This window comes from Bacillus sp. FJAT-14266 (assembly GCF_001719225.1).
Lineage (GTDB): Bacteria > Bacillota > Bacilli > Bacillales > Bacillaceae > Bacillus > Bacillus subtilis.
The window spans coordinates 108303-134640 of record NZ_CP017072.1 but is presented as its reverse complement, the minus strand read 5'-3'; the positions used below and the strand labels follow the sequence as shown (position 1 = coordinate 134640).

The 26338-nt window shown below is 43.2% G+C and carries 26 protein-coding genes, 2 tRNA genes and 1 pseudogene; all 29 read left to right on the top strand.

The annotated features are described in order from the left end of the window. The first annotated feature begins 123 nt into the window (after positions 1-123). The 29 genes and pseudogenes from BGM23_RS00800 (at position 124) to prkT (ending at position 26320) form a co-directional block, all read left to right on the top strand. On the top strand, positions 124-1437 hold the full coding sequence (locus BGM23_RS00800) for a ubiquitin-like domain-containing protein (RefSeq protein ID WP_029726392.1): 1314 nt from the start codon (positions 124-126) through the stop codon (positions 1435-1437). 144 nt (positions 1438-1581) lie between these two features. After that, positions 1582-2142, top strand: coding sequence for a ribonuclease M5 (rnmV, locus tag BGM23_RS00795; protein ID WP_015253010.1), 561 nt, complete (start codon positions 1582-1584; stop codon positions 2140-2142). After that, positions 2135-3013: a 16S rRNA (adenine(1518)-N(6)/adenine(1519)-N(6))-dimethyltransferase RsmA gene (rsmA, locus tag BGM23_RS00790; RefSeq protein ID WP_014662482.1), complete on the top strand. Its 879-nt coding sequence runs from the start codon at positions 2135-2137 to the stop codon at positions 3011-3013. The genes rnmV and rsmA overlap by 8 nt, the downstream gene beginning before the upstream one ends. 161 nt (positions 3014-3174) lie before the next feature. Continuing rightward, complete coding sequence (prtG, locus tag BGM23_RS00785) at positions 3175-4047, top strand: sporulation-specific protease PrtG (protein ID WP_015382563.1); 873 nt, start codon at positions 3175-3177, stop codon at positions 4045-4047. Positions 4048-4257: 210 nt separating this feature from the next. Beyond that, positions 4258-4518 (top strand): biofilm formation stimulator Veg, encoded by a 261-nt coding sequence (gene veg / locus BGM23_RS00780; RefSeq protein ID WP_003218330.1) that lies wholly within the window; start codon positions 4258-4260, stop codon positions 4516-4518. Positions 4519-4677: 159 nt separating this feature from the next. Continuing rightward, entirely contained in the window at positions 4678-4863 is a 186-nt protein-coding gene (locus tag BGM23_RS00775; RefSeq protein WP_003218333.1) for a small, acid-soluble spore protein, alpha/beta type, read from the top strand. Between the two features lie 147 nt (positions 4864-5010). After that, positions 5011-5880, top strand: coding sequence for a 4-(cytidine 5'-diphospho)-2-C-methyl-D-erythritol kinase (gene ispE / locus BGM23_RS00770; RefSeq protein WP_003226742.1), 870 nt, complete (start codon positions 5011-5013; stop codon positions 5878-5880). 55 nt (positions 5881-5935) lie between these two features. After that, positions 5936-6793 (top strand): pur operon repressor, encoded by an 858-nt coding sequence (purR, locus tag BGM23_RS00765; protein ID WP_003218342.1) that lies wholly within the window; start codon positions 5936-5938, stop codon positions 6791-6793. Then, entirely contained in the window at positions 6790-7167 is a 378-nt protein-coding gene (gene ridA / locus BGM23_RS00760) for a 2-iminobutanoate/2-iminopropanoate deaminase (RefSeq protein WP_003226738.1), read from the top strand. The genes purR and ridA overlap by 4 nt, the downstream gene beginning before the upstream one ends. Before the next feature lie 194 nt (positions 7168-7361). Next, positions 7362-7655 (top strand): septation regulator SpoVG, encoded by a 294-nt coding sequence (gene spoVG / locus BGM23_RS00755; protein ID WP_003218346.1) that lies wholly within the window; start codon positions 7362-7364, stop codon positions 7653-7655. 192 nt (positions 7656-7847) lie between these two features. Then, positions 7848-9218, top strand: coding sequence for a bifunctional UDP-N-acetylglucosamine diphosphorylase/glucosamine-1-phosphate N-acetyltransferase GlmU (gene glmU, locus BGM23_RS00745; protein WP_015382564.1), 1371 nt, complete (start codon positions 7848-7850; stop codon positions 9216-9218). A 22-nt stretch (positions 9219-9240) separates the two neighbouring features. Then, a complete protein-coding gene (locus BGM23_RS00740) occupies positions 9241-10194 on the top strand; it encodes a ribose-phosphate diphosphokinase (RefSeq protein WP_003218353.1) in 954 nt (317 codons plus the stop codon). Between the two features lie 84 nt (positions 10195-10278). Then, positions 10279-10893: a 50S ribosomal protein L25/general stress protein Ctc gene (locus BGM23_RS00735; protein WP_029726391.1), complete on the top strand. Its 615-nt coding sequence runs from the start codon at positions 10279-10281 to the stop codon at positions 10891-10893. Between the two features lie 106 nt (positions 10894-10999). Continuing rightward, entirely contained in the window at positions 11000-11566 is a 567-nt protein-coding gene (gene pth / locus BGM23_RS00730; RefSeq protein ID WP_029726390.1) for an aminoacyl-tRNA hydrolase, read from the top strand. A 59-nt stretch (positions 11567-11625) separates the two neighbouring features. Beyond that, on the top strand, positions 11626-11856 hold the full coding sequence (gene fin, locus BGM23_RS00725; protein WP_003243417.1) for an anti-sigma-F factor Fin: 231 nt from the start codon (positions 11626-11628) through the stop codon (positions 11854-11856). A 69-nt stretch (positions 11857-11925) separates the two neighbouring features. Then, positions 11926-15459 (top strand): transcription-repair coupling factor, encoded by a 3534-nt coding sequence (gene mfd, locus BGM23_RS00720; RefSeq protein WP_003243453.1) that lies wholly within the window; start codon positions 11926-11928, stop codon positions 15457-15459. A 135-nt stretch (positions 15460-15594) separates the two neighbouring features. Continuing rightward, complete coding sequence (gene spoVT, locus BGM23_RS00715) at positions 15595-16131, top strand: stage V sporulation protein T (protein WP_003218365.1); 537 nt, start codon at positions 15595-15597, stop codon at positions 16129-16131. Between the two features lie 181 nt (positions 16132-16312). Continuing rightward, positions 16313-17911, top strand: a complete 1599-nt coding sequence (locus BGM23_RS00710; RefSeq protein ID WP_029726389.1) for a putative polysaccharide biosynthesis protein — start codon at positions 16313-16315, stop codon at positions 17909-17911. Continuing rightward, positions 17901-19370, top strand: a complete 1470-nt coding sequence (gene mazG, locus BGM23_RS00705) for a bifunctional methyltransferase/pyrophosphohydrolase YabN (RefSeq protein WP_029726388.1) — start codon at positions 17901-17903, stop codon at positions 19368-19370. The genes BGM23_RS00710 and mazG overlap by 11 nt, the downstream gene beginning before the upstream one ends. Positions 19371-19372: 2 nt before the next feature. After that, positions 19373-19633: an RNA-binding S4 domain-containing protein gene (locus BGM23_RS00700; protein ID WP_003226716.1), complete on the top strand. Its 261-nt coding sequence runs from the start codon at positions 19373-19375 to the stop codon at positions 19631-19633. Between the two features lie 78 nt (positions 19634-19711). After that, the gene (yabP, locus tag BGM23_RS00695) at positions 19712-20014 is read left to right on the top strand and encodes a sporulation protein YabP (RefSeq protein ID WP_003226714.1); all 303 of its coding nucleotides are present in this window, start codon (positions 19712-19714) and stop codon (positions 20012-20014) included. Then, positions 20011-20646 (top strand): spore cortex biosynthesis protein YabQ, encoded by a 636-nt coding sequence (gene yabQ / locus BGM23_RS00690; protein WP_003226711.1) that lies wholly within the window; start codon positions 20011-20013, stop codon positions 20644-20646. Before yabP ends, yabQ begins: the two co-directional genes overlap by 4 nt. Positions 20647-20663: 17 nt before the next feature. Beyond that, positions 20664-21041 carry a cell division protein DivIC gene (divIC, locus tag BGM23_RS00685; protein ID WP_003243211.1) on the top strand — a complete coding sequence of 126 codons (378 nt, stop codon included), beginning with the start codon at positions 20664-20666 and terminating at the stop codon, positions 21039-21041. An 80-nt stretch (positions 21042-21121) separates the two neighbouring features. Then, positions 21122-21508, top strand: coding sequence for a S1 domain-containing RNA-binding protein (locus tag BGM23_RS00680; protein WP_003218379.1), 387 nt, complete (start codon positions 21122-21124; stop codon positions 21506-21508). 168 nt (positions 21509-21676) lie between these two features. Then, positions 21677-21753, top strand: a tRNA-Met gene (locus BGM23_RS00675). Between the two features lie 9 nt (positions 21754-21762). Then, a tRNA-Glu gene (locus BGM23_RS00670) sits at positions 21763-21834 on the top strand. A 199-nt stretch (positions 21835-22033) separates the two neighbouring features. After that, positions 22034-24517: a stage II sporulation protein E gene (gene spoIIE / locus BGM23_RS00665; RefSeq protein ID WP_003243026.1), complete on the top strand. Its 2484-nt coding sequence runs from the start codon at positions 22034-22036 to the stop codon at positions 24515-24517. An 84-nt stretch (positions 24518-24601) separates the two neighbouring features. Next, entirely contained in the window at positions 24602-25339 is a 738-nt protein-coding gene (locus BGM23_RS00660; RefSeq protein ID WP_003243782.1) for a vWA domain-containing protein, read from the top strand. After that, positions 25305-26320: pseudogene (gene prkT / locus BGM23_RS00655) on the top strand (serine/threonine protein kinase PrkT). Before BGM23_RS00660 ends, prkT begins: the two are co-directional and overlap by 35 nt. Positions 26321-26338: the final 18 nt, after the last annotated feature.

Genomic DNA, 26338 nt, shown 5'->3' with positions numbered 1-26338 from the left:
TCCCTTACAGCGTTTTTCTATAAAAGTTCTACATGCTTTCTTCTCCTCATAGGATAGGTTTGTCGACAAGTCTTTCTTCCGTTTCTCAGTGTATTTCAGGATAATGAAGAAGACACTGAGCTTTTGGGAGAAAGAGAAGGGAGGGTTGACAGCCTTTTAGATACTCTATATAATCTCTCCGAGGAGAAGGAGGCGTTTTTCATCACACAAAAAATGAAAAAGCTGTTTTCCGTAAAGCTTAGCAAAAGCAAAGTCATTCTGGTTGCTGCTTGTTTGCTTTTGGCAGGAAGCGGGACTGCGTACGCGGCTCATGAGCTGACGAAACAATCAGTCTCAGTTTCTATCAATGGCAAAAAGAAACATATACGCACACATGCAAATACAGTCGGTGATCTTTTGGAGACGCTTGATATAAAGACAAGAGACGAAGACAAGATCACACCTGCTAAACAGACAAAGATAACAGCAGACATGGACGTTGTGTATGAGGCTGCAAAACCTGTGAAGCTTACAATAAACGGGGAAGAAAAGACATTATGGTCAACAGCAAAAACGGTCGGTGCATTACTGGACGAACAAGATGTTGATGTGAAAGACCAAGATCAAATTGATCCCGCAATAGATACAGATATTTCGAAAGACATGAAGATTAACATAGAGCCCGCATTTCAGGTTACTGTGAATGATGCAGGGAAACAAAAGAAGATCTGGACGACTTCGACTACGGTCGCTGACTTTTTAAAACAGCAAAAGATGAACATAAAAGACGAAGATAAAATCAAGCCTGCGTTAGATGCAAAGCTGACGAAAGGAAAGGCTGATATTACAATTACTCGTATCGAAAAGGTCACCGATGTAGTTGAAGAGAAGATTGCGTTCGATGTGAAAAAGCAAGAAGACGCTTCTCTTGAAAAAGGGAAAGAAAAGGTCGTCCAAAAAGGAAAAGAAGGCAAGCTAAAAAAACATTTCGAAGTCGTTAAAGAAAACGGTAAAGAAGTGTCCAGAGAGCTTGTAAAAGAAGAAACAGCTGAACAAAGCAAAGATAAAGTGATTGCTGTCGGCACAAAGCAAAGCAGTCCAAAAGTTGAAACGGTCAGTGCTTCAGGTGATTCAAAAACAGTTGTGTCCCGCAGCAATGAATCAACAGGCAAAGTCATGACTGTATCATCTACGGCTTATACGGCAAGCTGCAGCGGTTGTTCAGGACATACAGCGACAGGCGTCAATTTAAAAAATAATCCGAATGCCAAAGTCATCGCTGTGGATCCAAATGTCATTCCGCTAGGCTCCAAAGTCCACGTGGAAGGCTATGGATATGCCATTGCTGCAGATACCGGTTCAGCGATTAAAGGGAACAAAATAGACGTCTTTTTCCCAGAGAAATCATCGGCGTACCGATGGGGAAATAAAACAGTCAAAATTAAAATCTTAAATTAATATATACTTATGTATTCAGAGGGTTTTGCGCCCTCTGTTTTTTTCGTTATAATAGACAAAGTGCATTTTCTGCTTATTAGACGCTCGATATAAGAAAAAGTTTCATGAATATACAAAAGTTTTTATTTTGTCTTGGAGGAAATAATGAAAATTAAAGAGATCATTGTGGTCGAGGGGCGTGACGATACGGCCCGCATCAAATTGGCTGTTGATGCAGACACAATTGAAACAAATGGTTCAGCCATCGATGATCATGTGATTGACCAAATCCGTTTGGCCCAGAAGACCAGAGGCGTCATTATTTTAACGGATCCGGACTTTCCGGGAGAGAAGATTCGCAAAACCATCTCAGAGGCTGTACCCGGCTGTAAGCATGCATTTTTGCCAAAGCATCTTGCCAAACCTAAAAACAAGCGGGGAATTGGTGTGGAGCATGCATCGGTTGAAAGCATTAGGGCATGTTTAGAAAATGTGCATGAGGAGATGGAAGCGCAGCCGAGTGACATTTCAGCTGAGGATTTGATTCATGCCGGACTAATAGGCGGACCTGCGGCCAAACGCCGCCGGGAACGACTGGGTGATCTGTTGAAAATCGGCTATACAAATGGCAAACAGCTTCAAAAACGGCTGCAAATGTTTCAAATTAAAAAAAGTGATTTTATGAGTGCGCTCGATACCGTTATGCGGGAGGAACAGAATGAATAAAGATATTGCGACACCGATTAGAACGAAAGAGATACTGAAGAAATACGGTTTTTCTTTTAAAAAGAGCTTAGGACAGAATTTCTTAATTGATACGAACATTTTAAACAGAATTGTCGATCACGCGGAAGTGACGGAGAAAACAGGTGTCATTGAAATCGGCCCGGGAATCGGGGCTTTAACCGAACAGCTTGCCAAGCGGGCGAAAAAGGTCGTGGCATTTGAGATTGACCAGCGACTATTGCCGATTCTGAAGGATACACTGTCACCTTACGACAATGTCACTGTCATTCATCAGGACGTGTTAAAGGCTGATGTCAAATCAGTCATTGAAGAACAATTTCAAGATTGTGATGAGATCATGGTAGTTGCCAACCTTCCTTATTACGTAACAACACCGATTATCATGAAACTGCTTGAAGAACACCTTCCGCTGAAAGGGATTGTGGTCATGCTGCAAAAAGAAGTGGCTGAGCGCATGGCGGCTGATCCTTCATCTAAGGAATACGGCTCGCTTTCAATCGCGGTGCAGTTTTATACAGAAGCCAAAACGGTGATGATCGTTCCGAAAACCGTATTTGTTCCTCAGCCTAATGTCGATTCCGCAGTCATCCGTCTGATTCTCCGAGACGGCCCGGCAGTGGACGTGGAAAACGAATCCTTTTTCTTTCAGCTCATCAAGGCAAGCTTTGCACAGCGTCGTAAAACGCTGCTCAATAACTTAGTTAACAATCTGCCTGAAGGAAAAGCGCAAAAATCAACGATTGAGCAAGTGCTCGAAGAAACAAATATTGACGGTAAGCGCCGAGGCGAATCCCTGTCTATTGAGGAGTTCGCAGCGCTGTCTAACGGATTGTATAAAGCCCTTTTCTAAAAGGGCTTTTTGTTTTGCGCACCACATGGACTGCCGCTACATAGGCTAGAGAAGGACCTTTCATTCAATGATAAGAAAAAACTTGGACTCAGCGAAAAAAGGCGCTTTCTCAAGGCTCTTTCTTTCATGATGAGGCTTAGTCTATGTGTGGAGTGAGGAACGTGCAATTTCAAATAGGGGATATGGTAGCCAGAAAATCCTATCAGATGGATGTTTTGTTTCGAATTATAAGAATAGAGCAAACAAGCAAAGGAAATTCAATTGCCATTTTGCATGGAGATGAAGTCAGGCTGATTGCTGATTCGGATTTTTCTGATCTGGTAGCAGTGAAAAAAGATGAGCAGATGATGCGGAAAAAGAAAGATGAGAGCAGAATGAATGAGTCGCTCGAATTGCTCCGCCAGGATTATAAACTGCTCAGAGAAAAACAGGAGTACTATGCGACAAGCCAATATCAGCATCAGGAGCATTATTTCCATATGCCGGGCAAAGTGCTTCATCTGGATGGTGACGAAGCATATCTGAAAAAATGCCTGAATGTCTATAAAAAAATTGGAGTGCCGGTCTATGGCATCCATTGCCATGAAAAGAAAATGTCTGCTTCTATTGAAGAATTGCTCGACAAATATCGACCTGATATCCTGGTGATCACAGGGCATGATGCGTATTCGAAGCAAAAGGGCGGTATTGATGATTTGAATGCGTACAGACATTCTAAGCACTTTGTTGAAACTGTTCAAACAGCCCGAAAAAAGATCCCTCACTTAGATCAGCTTGTTATTTTTGCGGGGGCCTGCCAATCCCATTTTGAATCACTCATCAGAGCGGGTGCGAATTTTGCAAGTTCACCGTCAAGAGTCAATATTCATGCGCTTGATCCGGTATATATCGTCGCGAAGATCAGCTTTACGCCGTTTATGGAACGGATTAATGTATGGGAAGTGCTCCGTAATACGCTGACAAGAGAGAAAGGGCTTGGAGGTATTGAAACAAGAGGAGTTCTGAGAATTGGTATGCCTTATAAGTCCAATTAACAGTTGAAAACCTGCATAGGAGAGCTATGCGGGTTTTTTATTTTACATAATGATACATAATTTACCGAAACTTGCGGAACATAATTGAGGAATCATAGAATTTTGTCAAAATAATTTTATTGACAACGTCTTATTAACGTTGATATAATTTAAATTTTATTTGACAAAAATGGGCTCGTGTTGTACAATAAATGTAGTGAGGTGGATGCAATGGCGAAGACGTTGTCCGATATTAAAAGATCGCTTGATGGGAATTTAGGTAAAAGGCTGACGTTAAAAGCAAACGGTGGCCGCCGAAAAACGATTGAGCGTTCGGGCATTTTAGCTGAGACGTACCCTTCTGTTTTTGTGATACAACTAGATCAAGACGAGAACTCGTTTGAAAGAGTTTCATACAGTTATGCTGATATTTTGACTGAGACTGTTGAGCTGACATTTAATGATGACGCCGCAAGCTCAGTGGCATTTTAACGGGCAGTGAACCTTTTGTTTACTGCTTTTTGTTTTGCCCTTTTTTGGTTTCCAGTAATTTAAACGAAAGTTCCATCTGATTTAACAAAAGATAAAACAGTCACATATTATCGTGACGTGCACGAATGGCTATCACTTCTAAAAAAGGGGTTGTTTCGTTTGGGCAGACGTCGTGGAGTTATGTCAGATGAGTTTAAATATGAGCTGGCTAAAGACCTTGGTTTTTATGACACAGTAAAAAATGGAGGCTGGGGTGAAATTCGGGCCCGCGATGCCGGTAACATGGTGAAGCGTGCTATTGAAATCGCCGAACAGCAAATGGCTCAGAATCAGAATAACCGATAAGGATGTGACCCGGGGGACGTGCTGTTCCCTGGTTTTTTTATTTTGGATATAAATACATAATGGGCTGAATATGGATATGTTCATCCTGTACTTCAAATGTGATACAATGTTCATACTTATGTTTAGATGGAGAAGTAGGTGAAAGCTATGCGTATTTTAGAAAAAGCGCCAGCTAAGATCAATCTGTCACTTGACGTCACCCGAAAACGCCCGGATGGCTATCATGAAGTCGAAATGATCATGACGACAATTGATTTAGCTGATCGAATTGAATTGACGGAGCTTGCAGAGGATGAAGTGAGGGTTTCCTCCCACAACCGATTTGTGCCTGATGACCAAAGAAACTTAGCTTATCAGGCTGCCAAGCTGATCAAGGACAGATACAACGTGAAAAAGGGAGTTTCCATCATGATTACGAAGGTAATTCCGGTGGCTGCCGGTCTTGCCGGCGGAAGCAGTGATGCGGCGGCGACACTCAGAGGGCTGAACAGACTGTGGAATTTAAATCTGTCCGCGGAAACGCTTGCTGAGCTTGGAGCGGAAATTGGCTCTGACGTTTCATTTTGTGTCTATGGCGGAACTGCATTAGCAACAGGGCGCGGCGAGAAAATTAAACATATCAGCACGCCTCCGCACTGCTGGGTCATTTTAGCGAAGCCGACAATCGGTGTTTCAACTGCTGAAGTGTACAGAGCGCTGAAACTGGATGGTATAGAGCATCCCGATGTACAAGGCATGATCGAGGCGATAGAAGAGAAGAGTTTTCAGAAGATGTGCAGCCGTTTAGGCAATGTGCTTGAATCTGTTACACTCGATATGCATCCTGAAGTTGCAATGATCAAAAACCAGATGAAACGCTTTGGTGCAGATGCCGTGTTAATGAGCGGGAGCGGCCCGACAGTGTTTGGACTGGTTCAGTATGAGTCGAAGGTGCAGAGAATTTATAACGGGTTAAGAGGCTTCTGCGATCAAGTTTATGCGGTGAGAATGATCGGCGAACAGAACGCTCTTGATTAAATCCGTATGTTAAGTTATATTGATCTTAAAATATTCGGATTTTGGGGGTAAGTTCATGAAGTTTCGTCGCAGCGGCAGATTGGTGGACTTAACAAATTATTTGTTAACCCATCCGCACGAGTTAATACCGCTAACCTTTTTCTCTGAGCGGTATGAATCTGCAAAATCATCGATCAGTGAAGATTTAACAATTATTAAACAAACCTTTGAACAGCAGGGGATTGGTACTTTGCTTACTGTTCCCGGGGCTGCCGGAGGCGTTAAATATATTCCGAAAATGAAGCAGGCTGAAGCTGAAGAGTTTGTGCAGACACTTGGACAGTCGCTGGCAAATCCTGAGCGTATCCTTCCGGGCGGTTATGTATATTTAACGGATATCTTAGGAAAGCCATCTGTACTCTCCAAGGTAGGGAAGCTGTTTGCTTCCGTGTTTGCAGAGCGCGAAATTGATGTTGTCATGACCGTTGCCACGAAAGGCATCCCTCTTGCGTATGCAGCTGCAAGCTATTTGAATGTGCCTGTTGTGATCGTTCGTAAAGACAATAAGGTAACAGAGGGCTCCACAGTCAGCATTAATTACGTTTCAGGCTCCTCAAACCGTATTCAAACAATGTCACTTGCGAAAAGAAGCATGAAAACGGGTTCAAACGTACTCATTATTGATGACTTTATGAAAGCAGGCGGCACCATTAATGGTATGATTAATCTGTTGGATGAGTTTAACGCAAATGTGGCGGGAATCGGCGTCTTAGTTGAAGCCGAAGGAGTAGATGAACGTCTTGTTGACGAATATATGTCACTTCTTACTCTTTCAACCATCAACATGAAAGAGAAGTCCATTGAAATTCAGAATGGCAATTTTCTGCGTTTTTTTAAAGACAATCTTTTAAAGAATGGAGAGACAGAATCATGACAAAAGCAGTCCACACAAAACATGCCCCAGCGGCAATCGGACCTTATTCACAAGGGATTATCGTCAACAATATGTTTTACAGCTCAGGCCAAATCCCTTTGACTCCTTCAGGCGAAATGGTGAACGGCGATATTAAGGAGCAGACTCATCAAGTATTCAGCAATTTAAAGGCGGTTCTGGAAGAAGCGGGTGCTTCTTTTGAAACAGTTGTAAAAGCAACTGTATTTATCGCGGATATGGAACAGTTTGCGGAAGTAAATGAAGTGTACGGACAATACTTTGACACTCACAAACCGGCGAGATCTTGTGTTGAAGTCGCGAGACTCCCGAAGGATGCGTTAGTCGAGATTGAAGTTATTGCACTGGTGAAATAATAAGAAAAGTGATTCTGGGAGAGCCCGGGATCACTTTTTTATTTACCTTATGCCCGAAATGAAAGCTTTATGACCTAATTGTGTAACTATATCCTATTTTTTCAAAAAATATTTTAAAAACGAGCAGGATTTCAGAAAAAATCGTGGAATTGATACACTAATGCTTTTATATAGGGAAAAGGTGGTGAACTACTGTGGAAGTTACTGACGTAAGATTACGCCGCGTGAATACCGATGGTCGCATGAGAGCGATTGCATCCATCACGCTGGATCACGAATTTGTTGTACATGATATTCGTGTGATTGATGGAAACAATGGTCTTTTCGTTGCGATGCCGAGTAAACGCACCCCTGATGGAGAGTTCCGCGATATTGCTCATCCTATTAATTCAAGCACGCGAGGAAAGATTCAAGATGCCGTGTTAAATGAGTATCATCGTCTGGGTGACACTGAAGCATTAGAATTCGAAGAAGCTGGAGCTTCTTAAAAAATAACCAAAAAGCAAGGACTGCTGAAAGGGCTAACATAAGCCTTTTGCCGGCGGTCCTTTTTTAATTCTGATTTTTCAAACTTAGTTGCACTCAATAGAAAATTCTTGCACTTCATGAAGTCTCCTTGAAATCAGAAGATATTTAGGATATATTTTTCTATGGATAAAAGGGATATTGGAGGCCAATAAATGGATAAGCGGTTTGCAGTTGTTTTAGCGGCTGGACAAGGAACGAGAATGAAATCGAAGCTTTATAAAGTCCTTCATCCAGTTTGCGGTAAGCCTATGGTAGAGCACGTCGTGGACGAAGCCTTAAAATTATCTTTATCAAAGCTTGTCACGATTGTTGGACATGGTGCGGAAGAAGTGAAAAAGCAGCTTGGTGATAAAAGCGAGTACGCGCTTCAAGCAGAACAGCTTGGCACTGCTCATGCTGTAAAACAGGCACAGCCATTTCTTGCTGACGAAAAAGGCGTCACAATTGTCATTTGCGGAGATACGCCGCTTTTGACAGCAGAGACGATGGAACAGATGCTGAAAGAACATACACAAAGAGAAGCGAAAGCTACGATTTTAACTGCGGTTGCAGAAGATCCAACTGGATACGGCCGCATTATTCGCAGCGAAAACGGAGCGGTTCAAAAAATCGTTGAGCATAAGGACGCCTCTGAAGAAGAACGTCTTGTAACTGAGATCAACACCGGTACGTATTGTTTTGACAATGAAGCGCTATTTCGGGCTATTGATCAGGTGTCTAATGATAATGCCCAAGGCGAGTATTATTTGCCGGATGTCATAGAGATTCTTAAAAATGAAGGCGAAACTGTTGCCGCTTACCAGACTGGTAATTTCCAAGAAACGCTCGGAGTTAATGATAGAGTTGCTCTCTCTCAGGCAGAACAATTTATGAAAGAGCGCATTAATAAACGGCATATGCAAAATGGCGTGACGTTGATCGACCCGATGAATACGTATATTTCTCCTGACGCTGTTATCGGAAGCGATACTGTGATTTACCCTGGAACTGTGATTAAAGGTGAGGTGCAAATCGGAGAAGATACGATTATTGGCCCTCATACGGAGATTATGAATAGTGCCATTGGCAGCCGTACGGTTATTAAACAATCGGTAGTCAATCACAGTAAAGTGGGGAATGATGTAAACATAGGACCTTTTGCTCACATCAGACCTGATTCTGTCATCGGGAATGAAGTGAAGATCGGGAATTTTGTAGAAATTAAAAAGACTCAATTCGGAGACCGAAGCAAGGCATCTCATCTAAGCTATGTCGGCGATGCTGAGGTAGGCACTGATGTAAACCTGGGCTGCGGTTCAATTACTGTCAATTATGATGGAAAGAATAAGTATTTGACAAAAATTGAAGATGGCGCGTTTATCGGCTGCAATTCCAACTTGGTTGCCCCTGTCACAGTCGGAGAAGGCGCTTATGTGGCGGCAGGTTCAACTGTTACGGAAGATGTACCTGGAAAAGCACTTGCTATTGCCAGAGCGAGACAAGTAAATAAAGACGATTATGTGAAAAATATTCATAAAAAATAATCCTAAATTCGGAGGTTTATCCATGTCTAATCAATACGGAGATAAGAATTTAAAGATTTTTTCTTTGAATTCGAATCCAGAGCTTGCAAAAGAAATCGCAGATATAGTTGGAGTTCAATTAGGGAAATGTTCTGTCACAAGATTTAGTGACGGGGAAGTCCAAATTAATATCGAAGAAAGTATTCGCGGATGTGATTGTTACATCATCCAGTCTACAAGTGACCCCGTTAACGAGCATATTATGGAACTGCTGATTATGGTAGATGCGTTAAAACGCGCTTCTGCAAAAACGATTAACATTGTTATTCCTTATTACGGTTATGCGCGTCAAGACAGAAAAGCAAGATCCCGTGAGCCAATCACAGCTAAACTTTTCGCTAACCTGCTTGAAACAGCCGGTGCGACTCGTGTGATTGCACTTGACCTGCATGCGCCGCAAATTCAAGGATTCTTTGATATACCGATTGACCACTTAATGGGTGTTCCGATTTTAGGAGAATATTTTGAAGGCAAAAATCTTGAAGATATCGTCATTGTTTCACCAGACCATGGCGGTGTGACACGTGCCCGCAAACTGGCTGACCGACTAAAAGCGCCAATTGCGATTATCGATAAACGCCGTCCGCGTCCAAACGTGGCGGAAGTCATGAATATTGTAGGTAACATCGAAGGGAAGACTGCTATCCTCATCGATGACATTATTGATACTGCAGGTACGATTACACTTGCTGCTAATGCGCTCGTTGAAAACGGAGCGAAAGAAGTATATGCATGCTGTACACACCCTGTACTATCAGGCCCTGCGGTAGAACGGATTAATAATTCAACAATTAAAGAGCTTGTTGTGACAAACAGCATCAAGCTTCCTGAAGAAAAGAAAATTGAACGCTTTAAGCAGCTTTCAGTCGGACCGCTTCTGGCCGAAGCGATTATTCGCGTTCATGAGCAGCAATCAGTCAGCTATCTGTTCAGCTAAACCATTTTTCGAGGTTTAAATCCTTATCGTTATGGGTATTGTTTGTAATAGGACAACTAAAACGACAATAGGATGGTGCTGAATATGGCAACTTTAACGGCAAAAGAAAGAACGGACTTTACTCGTTCGTCTCTTCGGAATATCCGTACTTCAGGACATGTTCCAGGTATCATATATGGGAAGGATACGGGCAACAAACCTGTGTCATTAGACAGTGTGGAGCTCATCAAAACGCTGAGGGACGAAGGCAAAAATGCAGTCATTACGCTTGAGGTCAGCGGAGAAAAACACTCAGTCATGGTAACAGACCTGCAGACGGACCCGTTGAAAAATGAAATCACTCATGCTGATTTTCAAGTAGTTAATATGAGTGAGGACATTGAAGTGGAAGTTCCGATTCATCTGACCGGAGAAGCCATTGGAGTGAAAAACGGAGGCGTACTGCAGCAGCCGTTATATGCACTTACTGTAAAGGCCAAGCCAAAAGCCATTCCGCAAACGATCGAGGCCGATATTACAAGCCTCGATGTAAATGAAGTACTGACGATTGCGGATTTGCCTGCTGGCGATGACTACTCCTTTAATCATGAATCAGATGAGGTTGTGGCTTCAATCCTTCCTCCGCAGCAGCAGGAAGCAGCTGAGGTCGATGAAGAGGAATCTGCCGATGCTCAGCCAGAAGGTGAAAACGAACAATAATAGCTTAAGGCGTAACCCTCCCGCGGTTACGTCTTTTGTGCTAGAATGAGAAGAATTATAGCCCGTTTATGAAGACGGGAGTTATGTGACTAAGGGAGGATTCGCCATGCTTGTGATTGCCGGTCTCGGAAACCCGGGGAAGAACTATGAAAATACACGGCATAATGTCGGATTTATGGTGATAGATCAGCTTGCAAAGGAATGGAATATAGAGCTGAATCAAAATAAATTTAACGGATTATACGGAACCGGATTTGTTTCCGGCAAAAAGGTTCTACTTGTTAAACCGCTTACATATATGAATTTATCAGGAGAATGTTTGCGGCCTTTAATGGACTACTATGATATCGATAACGAAGATTTGACAGTCATTTACGACGACCTTGACCTTCCTACTGGCAAGATCCGTTTAAGAACGAAAGGAAGCGCCGGAGGGCACAATGGCATCAAATCACTGATCCAGCATCTTGGAACATCCGAGTTTGACCGTATCCGCATCGGAATCGGCCGGCCTGTAAACGGCATGAAGGTCGTTGATTATGTGTTAGGCTCCTTTACCAAGGAGGAGGCACCTGAGATCGAAGAAGCGGTTGATAAATCTGTGAAGGCTTGTGAGGCTTCTTTGAGTAAACCGTTTTTAGAAGTCATGAACGAATTTAACGCAAAGGTATAAAATGTAACAACAAAGTCCATACTACACCAAAATGACTTTTTCATCAGGAGGTCCCTTGTATGGCTTTGCATTATTATTGTCGTCATTGCGGAGTGAAAGTAGGCAGTCTCGAATCTTCAATGGTATCGACAGATTCACTTGGATTTCAGCACTTAACAAATGAGGAAAGAAACGATATGATTTCTTATAAGGAAAATGGAGATGTCCATGTTTTGACGATATGTGAAGACTGCCAAGAGGCGCTTGACCGAAATCCACATTACCACGAATATCACACATTTATTCAATAAAAAGCTTTGGTGTAGACACTAGACCAAAGCGTTTTTCTGTTCTCGCAGGAAACAGAGAGGAGGGGCCATATGGACAACATTCAAACCTTTATAAAAGAAAGCGATGACTTTAAATCCATCATCAACGGTTTACACGAGGGCCTGAAGGAACAGCTGCTCGCGGGTCTGTCGGGTTCCGCGCGTTCTGTTTTTACTTCTGCTCTGGCTAATGAAACGAATAAGCCTATCTTTCTAATCACCCATAACTTATATCAAGCCCAGAAAGTAACAGATGATCTGACTTCACTTCTAGAGGATCGGTCTGTCCTTTTGTACCCCGTCAATGAACTCATTTCATCAGAAATCGCAGTTGCAAGCCCTGAATTGCGGGCGCAGCGATTAGATGTCATTAATAGACTAACGAATGGAGAAGCGCCAATTGTCGTTGCTCCGGTAGCTGCAATCAGAAGAATGCTGCCGCCTGTAGAGGTGTGGAAAAGCAGCCAGATGCTCATTCAAGTAGGCCATGATATCGAACCTGACCAGCTTGCCTCACGGCTGGTAGAGGTAGGGTATGAGCGGTCTGATATGGTTTCTGCGCCCGGGGAATTCAGTATTCGCGGTGGAATCATTGACATTTATCCGTTGACTTCAGAGAATCCGGTGAGAATTGAACTTTTTGACACCGAGGTGGATTCAATCCGCAGCTTTAATTCAGATGATCAGCGGTCAATTGAGACCCTTACCTCGATCAATATCGGTCCCGCGAAGGAATTAATTATCAGACCGGAAGAAAAAGCGCGGGCGATGGAGAAAATCGATAGTGGTCTTGCCGCGAGCTTGAAAAAATTAAAGGCTGACAAACAAAAAGAAATACTTCATGCGAATATTTCTCACGATAAAGAACGCTTGTCTGAAGGCCAGACAGATCAGGAGCTCGTGAAGTATCTCTCATATTTCTATGAAAAGCCTGCTAGTTTACTAGATTATACACCTGATAATACACTTCTGATTTTGGATGAAGTCAGTCGGATTCATGAGATGGAAGAACAGCTTCAAAAAGAAGAAGCGGAGTTTATAACAAATCTTCTTGAGGAAGGGAAGATTTTGCATGACATTCGTTTGTCATTCAGCTTCCAAAAAATAGTGGCTGAGCAAAAACGGCCTCTGCTGTACTACTCTTTATTTTTGCGGCATGTACACCATACGAGCCCGCAAAATATCGTCAATGTGTCAGGCCGGCAAATGCAGAGTTTCCATGGCCAAATGAACGTGCTTGCGGGCGAAATGGAGCGTTTTAAAAAATCAAATTTCACTGTTGTGTTCTTAGGAGCAAACAAGGAACGTACGCAGAAATTGTCATCTGTTTTGGCTGATTATGATATCGAGGCCGCCATGACAGACAGCAAAAAAGCGCTTGTTCAGGGACAGGTCTATATCATGGAAGGCGAGCTCCAATCGGGATTTGAGCTGCCGTTAATGAAGCTTGCCGTTATCACGGAAGAAGAACTGTTCAAAAACCGTGTAAAGAAGAAGCCGCGAAAACAGAAGCTTACCAATGCAGAGCGCATCAAAAGCTATTCTGAGCTTCAAATTGGAGATTATGTCGTTCATATTAATCACGGGATCGGAAAATACCTGGGGATTGAAACTCTTGAAATCAACGGCATTCATAAAGACTATTTAAATATACATTATCAGGGCAGTGACAAGCTTTACGTCCCTGTAGAACAAATTGATCAGGTCCAAAAATATGTTGGCTCCGAAGGAAAAGAGCCAAAGCTGTATAAATTAGGCGGAAGTGAATGGAAGCGGGTCAAGAAAAAAGTAGAGACATCCGTTCAGGATATTGCTGATGACTTAATTAAGCTGTATGCCGAAAGAGAAGCGAGCAAGGGCTATGCGTTTTCTCCTGACCATGAGATGCAGCGTGAATTCGAATCGGCTTTCCCTTATCAAGAGACTGAGGATCAGCTCCGTTCTATTCACGAAATCAAAAAAGACATGGAAAGAGAACGTCCGATGGACCGCTTGCTGTGCGGAGATGTGGGCTACGGTAAAACAGAGGTTGCCATACGTGCCGCGTTTAAGGCGATCGGTGACGGAAAGCAGGTAGCTCTGCTCGTTCCGACAACCATTTTGGCACAGCAGCACTATGAAACCATAAAAGAGCGCTTCCAGGACTATCCGATTAATATCGGCCTTCTCAGCAGGTTCAGAACGAGAAAAGAAGCAAACGAAACAATCAAAGGGCTGAAAAATGGAACGGTTGATATCGTCATCGGGACGCATCGGCTGCTATCAAAGGATGTCGTGTATAAAGACTTAGGGCTCCTCATCATTGATGAAGAGCAGCGTTTCGGTGTAACCCATAAAGAAAAGATCAAGCAAATAAAAGCCAATGTTGATGTATTAACGTTAACAGCAACGCCGATTCCGCGTACGCTGCATATGTCTATGCTTGGCGTAAGGGACCTTTCAGTCATCGAGACTCCGCCGGAAAATCGCTTCCCCGTACAGACGTATGTTGTGGAATATAACGGCGCTCTTGTCAGAGAGGCGATTGAACGTGAGCTTGCACGCGGAGGCCAGGTCTATTTCTTGTACAACCGGGTAGAGGACATTGAGCGGAAAGCGGATGAAATTTCAATGCTAGTCCCTGACGCGAAGGTAGCATATGCGCATGGGAAAATGACAGAAAATGAATTAGAAACCGTTATGCTAAGCTTCCTTGAAGGAGAATCAGACGTTCTCGTCAGCACAACCATTATCGAAACTGGCGTGGACATCCCAAACGTCAATACGCTGATCGTATTTGACGCCGACAAGATGGGACTTTCTCAGCTTTACCAGCTGCGGGGGCGTGTCGGCCGTTCTAACCGTGTGGCGTATGCGTACTTCACGTATCGCCGGGATAAAGTGCTGACAGAAGTGGCTGAAAAAAGGCTGCAGGCTATTAAAGAATTCACAGAGTTAGGTTCCGGTTTTAAAATCGCAATGCGTGACTTAACGATTCGCGGAGCCGGGAATCTTCTTGGTGCCCAGCAGCATGGCTTCATCGATTCGGTCGGATTTGACCTCTATTCACAAATGCTGAAGGAGGCCATTGAGGAGCGTAAAGGAGACACAGCGAAGACAGAGCAGTTTGAAACAGAAATTGATGTCGAGCTTGATGCGTATATTCCGGAAACTTATATTCAAGACGGCAAACAGAAAATTGATATGTATAAACGCTTCAGGTCTGTGGCGACAATCGAAGAGAAGAATGAGCTTCAAGATGAAATGATCGACCGCTTTGGAAACTATCCAAAAGAAGTCGAATACTTGTTTACTGTTGCAGAAATGAAAGTCTATGCGAGACAGGAACGTGTCGAGCTGATTAAGCAGGATAAAGATGCTGTCAGATTGACGATTTCTGAAGAAGCAAGTGCTGAAATTGACGGGCAGAAGCTGTTTGAGCTTGGCAATCAATATGGCAGACAAATCGGACTGGGAATGGAAGGGAAAAAACTCAAAATCTCCATACAGACGAAAGGCCGTAGTGCTGATGAATGGCTCGACACCGTGCTGGGCATGCTGAAGGGCTTAAAAGATGTGAAGAAGCAAACCATTTCATCAACGTAAATTTTGTTACTCTCTGGTGTATATTACATTTGATGTGACGGATACTAATTTCAAGCGAGGCGGAAGGTACATAAAGTAACTGCTTTAGGTCTTTCCCACATGTATATACCATCAAATGAAAGAGAGGCACCAGAGATGAAAGCAACCGGTATCGTACGTCGTATTGATGACTTAGGTCGGGTCGTGATTCCTAAAGAAATTCGAAGAACTCTGAGAATCAGGGAAGGCGATCCGCTTGAGATTTTTGTAGATCGTGACGGAGAAGTGATTTTGAAAAAGTACTCTCCGATCAGTGAGCTTGGAGACTTTGCAAAGGAGTATGCAGACGCGCTTTACGACAGCCTCGGCCATTCAGTGCTGATTTGTGATCGTGATGTATATATTGCCGTGTCCGGCAGCTCCAAAAAAGATTACTTAAACAAGTCAATCAGCGAAATGCTGGAAAGAACAATGGATCAGCGCAGCTCCGTGCTTGAGAGTGATGCGAAATCAGTACAGCTTGTGAATGGAATTGATGAGGACATGAATTCTTATACTGTAGGCCCAATTGTGGCGAACGGTGATCCGATAGGTGCTGTGGTGATCTTTTCAAAAGATCAGACAATGGGCGAAGTAGAGCATAAAGCCGTTGAAACAGCAGCTGGATTTTTGGCTCGTCAAATGGAACAGTAGGTCTTATTCCTTTCTTCGAAAATAGGTATGTAAAGAACAGCTCTCCTTGGGACGCTGTTCTTTTTCATGCGTGCCGAAAAAGGAATCCAAGGGTTGGGATGTGGTATAATAACCTCGTTTTTATTTGTGCCGCGGTAATACGTGAACCGTATTGCCCCTGACGTTGGGAAGGAGCTTTTGGATGGACGATTCAATAGGCGTTAAACGGCATTGGATTTGGCAGGGGGCTTTTGTTTTAATTCTGGCAGGCATCATCACAAAAATTTTAAGCGCTGTTTACAGAGTCCCGTTTCAAAACATTGTCGGCGATGTTGGATTTTATATATATCAGCAGGTATATCCCTTTCTTGGTATTGCGGTCATGCTGTCCACATCAGGATTTCCAGTCATTATTTCAAAGCTGATGAATGATTATAGTGAAAAAAATCATCACACCATATTAAAAATATCAGCGTTGTTTTTGTCTTTAATCGGTATTTTATTATTTCTTTGTTTATATCTGGGTGCTGTTCCTATTGCACTCTTTATGGGAGATTCGCATCTAGCCGTGTTAATTCAAGTGGCCGCATACGCGTTTCTGCTGTTCCCATTTGTCGCGTTGCTTAGAGGCGGTTTTCAGGGGCGGCACGAAATGCTCCCTTCAGCCTTATCACAGATGACAGAGCAGTTTCTGCGTGTTGCGGTGCTCTTGGGTTTATCATTTTGGCTCGTGAAAAAGGGAGCCTCGCTTTATACTGCGGGAGCGGCAGCCGCTTCAGGCTCTCTTGCCGGAAGTTTGGTTGCATTGATAATACTGGGTTTTTTTTGGTTCAAAACGAAAAGAGACAACCAAACGGATAGGCAAAACGAAAATGTCATCACAACAAAAGAATTGACGAAAAAACTGCTTTTATATTCGGTTACAATTTGTGTAAGCAGTTTGCTGCTTTTGTTTATCCAGCTCGTTGATGCTTTGAATTTATATGCATTGCTTTCGGGTGGTGAGGCAAGCGAAGAAGCAAAACGCTTAAAGGGGATCTATGATCGGGGACAACCCTTGCTGCAGCTCGGCTCAGTTTTTGCCGTAAGCATTGCGACGTCACTCGTTCCGTATATTTCTATGGCTGTAAAAAACAAAGAGCTGAAGATCATGAAAGAAAAAATCACGTCATCTTTGAAACTATGCCTTGTGCTCGGTACAGGCGCATCGGCTGGGTTGATTTGCATTCTAAAGCCGGTAAATATCATGCTGTTTCAAAATGGAGAAGGGACAGGTGCGTTACAAGTATTTAGCTGCTCCATTTTGTTTGCATCCTTGGCGGTAACGGCAGCGGCAGTCTTACAGGGAGCGGGGTACACAGTTTTTCCTGCGATAGCGGTGGGCGCGGGTGTTGCAGTGAAATGGGTGTTAAACACACTTTTGGTTCCGCGCTATGGGATTGAAGGCGCATCGCTTGCGACAGCTGCTTCCTTTGCGGCTGTCGCCGGCCTTAACTTGTATCAGCTTCGGCAAAAGGAATGGCTCGATAAGCTTAGAGGCGTTTTGATTCCGATTATTGGATCTGCTCTTTTGATGTCAGCTGTTTTGCTTGCGTATACGCGTCTCTGGACTTTCTTGTTTCCTGCAACAGGAAGAGGAGCGGCTGTGATTGAGAGTCTTTCTGCTGTTGCCATTGGTGGCGCGGTGTTTATTTATTGTATGATGAGATTGGGAATATTTACAGATGAAGAGCTGAACAGTGTGCCATTCGGCAGCAAGTTAAGCAAATTCATGAGAAGGAGAGAACAAAATGGCGGGTAAAATTACAGTCGTGGGACTTGGTGCCGGAGACATGGACCAGTTGACAATTGGCATACACAAGCTGCTGACGAAGGCAGATACGCTGTATGTCAGAACCAAGGATCATCCTTTAATTGAGGAGCTTGAAAAAGAAACGAAGAACATCCGTTACTTTGACGATATATATGAGAAACATGATCAGTTCGAGGCGGTATATGAAGAAATTGCAGATATCCTCTTTGAAGCGGCGCGACGTGAGGACGTGGTTTATGCTGTGCCGGGACACCCTTTTGTCGCAGAAAAAACAGTTCAGCTGCTGACGGAGCGGCAGGAAAAGGAAAACGTTCAAGTGAAAGTCGCGGGGGGACAAAGTTTCCTTGATGCCACATTCAATGCCTTGCAAATTGACCCGATTGAAGGTTTTCAATTTGTGGATGCCGGCACATTGTCCGCGGACGAGCTTGAGCTCAGACATCATCTGATCATATGTCAGGTTTACGACCAAATGACGGCTTCTGAAGTCAAGCTGACATTGATGGAGAAGCTGCCTGATGATTATGAGGTTGTCATTGTGACTGCAGCAGGCAGCTGTGGCGAGGAGATCAGGACAGTGCCATTATTTGAGCTGGACCGCAATGTCGCCTTGAACAACTTAACAAGTGTGTATATTCCGCCGATTAAAGAAGAGAAGCTGCTTTATCACGAATTCTCCACGTTCCGAAGCATCATCAGAGAGCTTCGCGGACCTAATGGATGTCCGTGGGATAAAAAGCAGACGCATCAGTCATTAAAGCAGTACATGATTGAAGAATGTTATGAGCTTCTCGAAGCTATTGACGAAGAAGACACAGACCATATGATCGAAGAGCTTGGCGACGTTTTGCTTCAGGTCTTGCTTCACGCGCAAATTGGTGAAGATGAAGGTTATTTCACAATTGATGATGTCATAAAAGGAATCAGTGAAAAAATGGTCCGAAGACATCCCCATGTGTTTAAAGATGTTAAGGTTCAGGATGAAAACGATGTTTTGGCCAATTGGGAAGATATAAAAAAGGCCGAAAAAAATACATCTGAATCATCGTTACTAGACAGCGTACCGAAAACCCTTCCAGCTCTTTCGAAAGCTGCTAAATTGCAGAAAAAAGCAGCGAAGGTCGGTTTTGACTGGGAAGACGTCAGCGATATTTGGGAGAAGGTAAGTGAGGAAATGAAGGAATTTTCTTCTGAGGTTTCTGAAGCTCCTCACGAACACAATCTTAAAGCTGAGTTTGGCGACATTTTGTTCGCGCTGGTGAATGTAGCCCGCTTCTACAAAATAGAGCCAGAGGAAGCGCTGGCCATGACTAATGACAAATTCCGGAGACGGTTCTCGTACATTGAGGAAACAGCGAAGGAAGAGGGAGTCGAGTTGGCTGATATGTCCCTTGAGGACATGGACAAACTGTGGAATGAAGCAAAAGAAACTGAGAGGAGATCATAGATATGAGATTAGATAAATTTTTGAAAGTATCACGGCTGATCAAACGGCGTACACTAGCGAAGGAAGTAGCTGACCAAGGACGAATCTCTATTAACGGAAACCAAGCTAAAGCAAGCTCTGACGTAAAACCGGGAGATGAACTAACGGTCCGCTTCGGCCAAAAGCTTGTAACGGTTCAAGTTAATGAATTGAAAGACACGACGAAAAAAGAAGAAGCTGCAAACATGTACACGATTCTAAAAGAAGAAAAACTCGGCGAATAGGCTTGTTCTAAAAAAATCCCCTACCTCATACAATGCAGTAATAATGCTAAAAGTATCGAGGATATGGGGGCTGAATAGATGAATTCATATTATGATCAAAAAGGTTCTTCGTCTGTTCCGGAACAACATGATGTGACAATGAAAGGCCGGAAGCATTTAGATATTTCTGGGGTTAAGCATGTGGAGAGTTTTGATAACGAAGAATTCCTGCTGGAAACGGTGATGGGAATGCTCTCCGTCAGAGGCCAAAACCTGCAGATGAAAAATCTTGATGTGGAAAAAGGGATTGTTTCGATTAAAGGCAGGGTATTTGATTTAGTGTACTTAGACGAACAACAAGGGGATAAAGCTAAAGGATTTTTTAGCAAGTTGTTTAAATGACGCTGACGACACAATTCTATACAATGCTGGCGATGTCCGGTATGGGTCTCTGGCTTGGTGCTTCGCTTGATACATACCGGCTCTTTGTCATTCGTGCCAAAACAGCCAGATGGCTATTATTTATTCATGATATACTTTTCTGGATTGTGCAAGGACTGCTTTTCTTTTATGTCTTGCTTCATGTAAATGAGGGAGAATTCAGGATTTACATCTTTTTAGCGGTTCTGCTGGGCGTTGCGACGTATCAGAGCCTTTGCAAACGAATCTATATAAAAATACTGAAATTCGTCATTTACCTTGTTGTTTCTGTTTATCAATTCTTCAAAAAACTCATTCAGCACGTGTTATTTCGTCCTATTGTGTGGACATGCGGAGCGATCATCTGGATGGCGGCATTTTTATTCAAGAAAACATACAGCCTGATAGGTTTTCTCCTGCTGTGTCTATATAAAATAGTCATGGTTCTGTGTTTTCCGATCCGTTTTATCGCGAAACAATGTTTGAAACTTCTTCCTGTGAAAATGCGTCTAACTTTTAGGCGTTATTTTGAAAAAGGTGCAGGATTTCTCAAAAAGAAGAAGAAACTATTGATAACCATAAGAACGACCATTACACGGTTTTTGAAGAAATGAAAGGAGGACCGTCTGGTTTGAATTTTTCCAGGGAACGAACGATAACTGAAATACAAAACGACTATAAAGAACAAGTAGAACGGCAAAATCAGCTGAAGAAACGAAGACGCAAAGGGCTGTACAGACGGTTAACTGTATTCGGCGCCCTAGTATTCCTGACGGCAATTGTGCTGGCAAGCTCTGTCTGGTCCCAAACATCTTCCCTTAGTGCAAAAGAAGAAAAGAAAGAACAGCTTGAAAAAGAACTGAAAAGTTTAAAGACAAAACAAACGGATTTAAAAGAAGAAATATCCAAATTGAAGGATGAGGATTACGTCACAGAGCTTGCCAGAAGGGACTTATTCATGTCTGGAGACGGAGAAATTATCTTCAATGTGGAGAAGAAGAGCAAGTAGCCTTGTTGACACTTAAATTTTTATTTAGGTATAATTAAGCAAACGATCTTTTTATAAGCCTAAGGAGGAGCACTTTTTTTATGTCGATTGAAGTTGGCAGCAAGTTGCAAGGGAAAATTACAGGTATTACAAATTTTGGAGCATTTGTTGAATTGCCTGGAGGCTCAACCGGTCTCGTTCACATTAGTGAGGTAGCTGATAATTATGTCAAAGACATTAACGACCACTTAAAAGTCGGCGACCAAGTTGAAGTGAAAGTCATCAACGTTGAAAAAGACGGGAAAATTGGTTTATCTATTAAAAAAGCTAAAGACCGTCCGCAAGCCAGACCTAGAAATGATTTCCGTCCGAAAGAATCTTTTGAACAGAAAATGAATAAGTTTTTAAAAGACAGCGAAGATCGCTTGTCATCTTTAAAACGCAATACGGAATCAAAACGTGGAGGGCGCGGAGCAAGAAGAGGATAACTTGCTGCTTTCTATAAAATAAATGAAGCATCCGTTCATCCCGACGGATGCTTTTTTATTATCCTCATTCTCTTTAAGAGTCAGAAAATTACAACATTAAAGTTTCTGTTGACGAAAGAGACAAACCTTTGTATTATATAACTTGTGCTTAGAAGCACAAAACAATATGGCGGTGTAGCTCAGCTGGCTAGAGCGTACGGTTCATACCCGTGAGGTCGGGGGTTCGATCCCCTCCGCCGCTACCATATTTGTTTGGCCCGTTGGTCAAGCGGTTAAGACACCGCCCTTTCACGGCGGTAACACGGGTTCGAATCCCGTACGGGTCATCCTAACAAATCGGTTTCTCTTGCAGAAGCCGATTTTTTTCATTTTTAGACAACATTCCGGAAATTCTTTTCATAAACGAATATCAAGGCAGAAACCGTCGAAGATTTCTTTGGTATTGTTACCTTCTTTTGACAAAATCCTATCTGTGCTTTCGCTATAATGACAGGCAACGAATATAACAGGTGGGAGATGAGAGGAATGGAAAAAGCAGAAAGAAGAGTGAACGGGCCAATGGCGGGACAAGCTTTGGAAAAACTCCAATCGTTTTTTAACAGGGGCACGAAGCTGGTGACTCATCATTTGCATTCACTGTTTTTCTATAAAGGATTCATTTATGTTGTCATCGGATTTTTGCTTGGACGGGCTTTCATATTATCCGAGGTGCTTCCTTTCGCACTTCCTTTCTTTGGAGCGATGCTTCTTATCAGAAGAGACAAAGCGTTTTATGCGGTTTTGGCTGTGCTTGCAGGTGCGCTGACCATATCTCCAAAGCACTCATTGCTCATACTGGCGGCATTGCTGGCATTCTTCGTATTTTCTAAAGTGGCTGCCTTCATTACCGACGATCGTGTTAAAGCGCTCCCGATTGTCGTGTTCTTCTCCATGGCTGCAGCAAGAGCCGGGTTTGTTTATGCCCAAAATGGCGTATTTACAACCTATGATTATGTAATGGCTATCGTTGAGGCTGGACTATCGTTTATCTTAACACTGATTTTCCTTCAGAGCCTTCCGATTTTTACTGTGAAAAAAGTGAAACAATCATTAAAAATAGAGGAAATCATTTGCTTTATGATTCTTATTGCCTCTGTTTTAACGGGGCTGGCTGGCTTGTCCTACCAAGGGATGCAGGCAGAACATATATTGGCTCGTTATGTTGTGTTGAGTTTTTCCTTTATTGGCGGAGCAAGCATCGGCTGTACGGTTGGGGTTGTGACCGGCCTGATTCTTGGCTTGGCGAATATCGGAAACCTATATCAAATGAGTCTGCTTGCTTTTTCCGGTTTATTGGGCGGTTTGCTGAAGGAAGGGAAAAAAGCGGGTGCAGCAATTGGTTTGATCGTTGGATCACTTCTTATATCTTTATATGGTGAAGGCTCTGCCGGTCTGATGACAACGCTCTATGAGTCATTAATCGCAGTCTGCCTGTTTTTGCTCACACCTCAATCTATTACGAGGAAAGTGGCGAGATATATTCCGGGAACTGTCGAGCATCTTCAAGAGCAACAGCAATACGCTAGAAAAATCCGTGATGTCACTGCTCAGAAGGTAGACCAATTCTCCAATGTATTTCACGCGCTGTCTGAAAGCTTTGCAACCTTTTATCAAGCATCAGACGAACAGACAGATGACAGCGAAGTTGATCTGTTCTTAAGCAAAATCACGGAGCATTCCTGCCAGACGTGCTACAAGAAAAACAGGTGCTGGGTACAGAACTTTGATAAAACATATGACTTAATGAAACAAGTTATGCTTGAAACAGAGGAAAAAGAATATGCATCAAACCGAAGGCTGAAAAAAGAGTTTCAACAGTATTGTTCTAAATCCAAGCAGGTTGAAGAGCTGATTGAGGATGAGCTCGCACATCATCATGCCCATTTGACACTCAAGAAAAAAGTCCAAGACAGCAGGCGCCTTGTTGCTGAACAGCTTTTAGGCGTTTCTGAGGTTATGGCCGACTTTTCTCGGGAAATAAAAAGAGAGCGAGAACAACACTTTCTGCAGGAAGAGCAAATCATAGAAGCGCTTCAGCATTTCGGAATTGAGATTCAGCATGTCGAGATCTATAGTCTTGAACAAGGAAATATCGATATTGAAATGACCATTCCGTTCAGCGGACATGGAGAAAGTGAAAAAATCATTGCTCCTATGCTTTCTGACATTCTGGAGGAACAAATTCTTGTGAAAGCCGAACAGCACTCTCCGCATCCGAATGGATACAGCCATGTCGCCTTTGGATCAACAAAATCATACAGGGTGTCCACGGGAGCTGCTCACGCTGCGAAGGGCGGCGGCCTTGTCTCCGGTGACAGCTACAGCATGATGGAGCTTGGAGCCAGAAAATATGCTGCAGCAATCAGTGACGGAATGGGCAATGGCGCAAGAGCGCACTTTGAAAGCAATGAAACGATCAAGCTTCTTGAAAAAATCCTTGAATCGGGCATTGATGAAAAAATAGCAATTAAAACGATCAACAGCATACTGTCTCTAAGGACAACTGACGAAATATATTCCACGCTTGACCTATCTATTATCGATCTTCAAGATGCCAGCTGTAAATTTTTGAAGGTTGGATCGACGCCCAGCTTTATCAAACGGGGTGACCAGGTCATGAAAGTTCAAGCGAGCAATCTGCCAATCGGTATTATTAATGAATTCGATGTGGAGGTTGTGAGTGAACAGCTGAAAGCGGGTGACCTCTTAATTATGATGAGTGATGGCATTTTTGAGGGGCCTAAGCATGTGGAAAATCACGACTTATGGATGAAGCGTAAAATGAAAGGGTTGAAAACAAATGACCCGCAGGAGATTGCCGATTTGCTTATGGAAGAAGTCATCCGCACAAGATCCGGCCAAATTGAGGACGATATGACTGTTGTTGTCGTCCGGATTGATCACAATACACCGAAGTGGGCATCCATTCCTGTTCCGGCAATCTTTCAAAACAAACAAGAAATTTCATAACGCTTCCGTATAAATCAAATTTCTTCTGGCGAAGATGGGAATATATGAATCTGAGAATCCTCGTATTCTCCAGGAGGAATGAATGTGAACAACGGACATTTAAATCAAATTTTGCTGATAACGGATGGCTGCTCAAACCATGGGGAAGACCCGCTTGCAATGGCTGCTTTTGCTAAAGAGCAGGGGATTACGGTAAATGTCATTGGTATAATGGAAGAAAATCAAATTGACCCTGAGGCAATGAAGGAAGTCGAAGGGATTGCACTTGCCGGAGGAGGCGTGCACCAAGTCGTTTATGCATCTCAGCTTTCACAAACTGTTCAAATGGTAACAAAGAAAGCGATGACGCAAACCTTACAAGGTGTAGTCAATCAAGAACTGAAACAGATTCTCGGAAAGAATGTGGAAATGGAAGAGCTTTCTCCGGAAAAACGCGGCGAAGTCATGGAAGTGGTAGACGAGCTTGGAGAAACGGTGCATCTTCAGGTTTTGGTTCTTGTTGATACAAGTGCAAGTATGGCGCCAAAGCTTCCAACAGTAAAAGAGGCGCTGATTGATTTGTCTGTAAGCCTCAATTCCCGAATCGGGAATAACGAATTTGCGATGTGTATATTTCCCGGGAAAAAACAAGAGGTCGAGCTTGTGCTGAACTGGACACCGAAGCTGCAATCTCTTTCCACACTCTTTGCAAAGCTTTCGACAGGCGGCATCACGCCGACAGGTCCGGCGATTCGTGAAGCGACACTGCAGTTTGAAAAAATACGCTCAAGAAGGGGCATGCTGGCAGATGATGAACGACGCTTTGACGAGTTTGGCATGTAGCCTCAAGCCGGGTACGACAATCAAAGGCAAGTGGAATGGAAACACTTATACATTGCGTAAACAGCTTGGTAAAGGGGCCAATGGAATTGTGTATTTGGCAGAAGCATCAGATGGACATGTTGCCTTAAAGGTGAGTGATGACAGCCTGTCTATTACTTCTGAAGTGAATGTCTTGAAATCTTTCTCAAAGGCCCAGTCCGTTACGATGGGGCCTTCTTTTTTTGATACGGATGATGCCTATATTCCCAGTACCAATACGAAAGTTTCATTTTATGCAATGGAATACATAAAAGGGCCGCTGCTTTTGAAGTATGTCAGTGATAAAGGAGCAGAGTGGATACCGGTATTAATGATTCAGCTGTTATCCAGCTTATCGGTGCTTCACCAGCAAGGATGGATATTCGGCGATCTTAAACCTGATAATCTGATCGTAACTGGTCCGCCCGCAAGGATCCGCTGCATTGATGTGGGCGGCACGACAAAGGAAGGCCGGGCGATAAAAGAGTATACGGAGTTTTATGACAGAGGCTATTGGGGGTATGGAACAAGAAAGGCAGAGCCATCCTATGATCTGTTCGCAGTTGCCATGATTATGATCAACAGTGTGCATAAAAAAGAATTTAAGAAAACGAACCAGCCCAAAGAACAGCTTAGGTCTCTCATCGAAGGAAACCCTCTGCTTCAAAAGTATAAAAAAGTGCTTTTTTCAGCCTTGAACGGAGATTATCAATCCGCAGATGAAATGAAAAAGGATATGCTAGACGCGGGGCAAAAAGCAGCACAAAGAAAACAGCCTATAAAAGCATCACCGCAGCCTGCCACACGACATAGACAGCAAAAACCGCGCCAAGGAAAAATAACGAAGACGCGATATACCCCAAAACAGAAACAGGCTAAGTCGGGGGGTTATTTGAAACAACGCTGATCGTGATCAGTGTTTTAGCGCTTTATTTCGCCTATATTATCTTTTTCTTAATCTGAATGGTGCAAACTGCAGAG

Excerpts from the sequence above, each read along its gene's own strand:
- purR (WP_003218342.1), top strand. The coding sequence starts at position 5,936 with ATGAAGTTTCGTCGCAGCGGCAGATTGGTGGACTTAACAAATTATTTG.
- yabP (WP_003226714.1), top strand. The coding sequence starts at position 19,712 with ATGAATTCATATTATGATCAAAAAGGTTCTTCGTCTGTTCCGGAACAA.
- fin (WP_003243417.1), top strand. The coding sequence starts at position 11,626 with ATGGCTTTGCATTATTATTGTCGTCATTGCGGAGTGAAAGTAGGCAGT.
- ispE (WP_003226742.1), top strand. The coding sequence starts at position 5,011 with ATGCGTATTTTAGAAAAAGCGCCAGCTAAGATCAATCTGTCACTTGAC.
- ridA (WP_003226738.1), top strand. The coding sequence starts at position 6,790 with ATGACAAAAGCAGTCCACACAAAACATGCCCCAGCGGCAATCGGACCT.
- BGM23_RS00680 (WP_003218379.1), top strand. The coding sequence starts at position 21,122 with ATGTCGATTGAAGTTGGCAGCAAGTTGCAAGGGAAAATTACAGGTATT.
- pth (WP_029726390.1), top strand. The coding sequence starts at position 11,000 with ATGCTTGTGATTGCCGGTCTCGGAAACCCGGGGAAGAACTATGAAAAT.
- mfd (WP_003243453.1), top strand. The coding sequence starts at position 11,926 with ATGGACAACATTCAAACCTTTATAAAAGAAAGCGATGACTTTAAATCC.
- rsmA (WP_014662482.1), top strand. The coding sequence starts at position 2,135 with ATGAATAAAGATATTGCGACACCGATTAGAACGAAAGAGATACTGAAG.
- rnmV (WP_015253010.1), top strand. The coding sequence starts at position 1,582 with ATGAAAATTAAAGAGATCATTGTGGTCGAGGGGCGTGACGATACGGCC.
- spoIIE (WP_003243026.1), top strand. The coding sequence starts at position 22,034 with ATGGAAAAAGCAGAAAGAAGAGTGAACGGGCCAATGGCGGGACAAGCT.
- BGM23_RS00735 (WP_029726391.1), top strand. The coding sequence starts at position 10,279 with ATGGCAACTTTAACGGCAAAAGAAAGAACGGACTTTACTCGTTCGTCT.
- mazG (WP_029726388.1), top strand. The coding sequence starts at position 17,901 with ATGGCGGGTAAAATTACAGTCGTGGGACTTGGTGCCGGAGACATGGAC.
- BGM23_RS00740 (WP_003218353.1), top strand. The coding sequence starts at position 9,241 with ATGTCTAATCAATACGGAGATAAGAATTTAAAGATTTTTTCTTTGAAT.
- BGM23_RS00700 (WP_003226716.1), top strand. The coding sequence starts at position 19,373 with ATGAGATTAGATAAATTTTTGAAAGTATCACGGCTGATCAAACGGCGT.
- spoVT (WP_003218365.1), top strand. The coding sequence starts at position 15,595 with ATGAAAGCAACCGGTATCGTACGTCGTATTGATGACTTAGGTCGGGTC.
- veg (WP_003218330.1), top strand. The coding sequence starts at position 4,258 with ATGGCGAAGACGTTGTCCGATATTAAAAGATCGCTTGATGGGAATTTA.
- BGM23_RS00710 (WP_029726389.1), top strand. The coding sequence starts at position 16,313 with ATGGACGATTCAATAGGCGTTAAACGGCATTGGATTTGGCAGGGGGCT.
- yabQ (WP_003226711.1), top strand. The coding sequence starts at position 20,011 with ATGACGCTGACGACACAATTCTATACAATGCTGGCGATGTCCGGTATG.
- glmU (WP_015382564.1), top strand. The coding sequence starts at position 7,848 with ATGGATAAGCGGTTTGCAGTTGTTTTAGCGGCTGGACAAGGAACGAGA.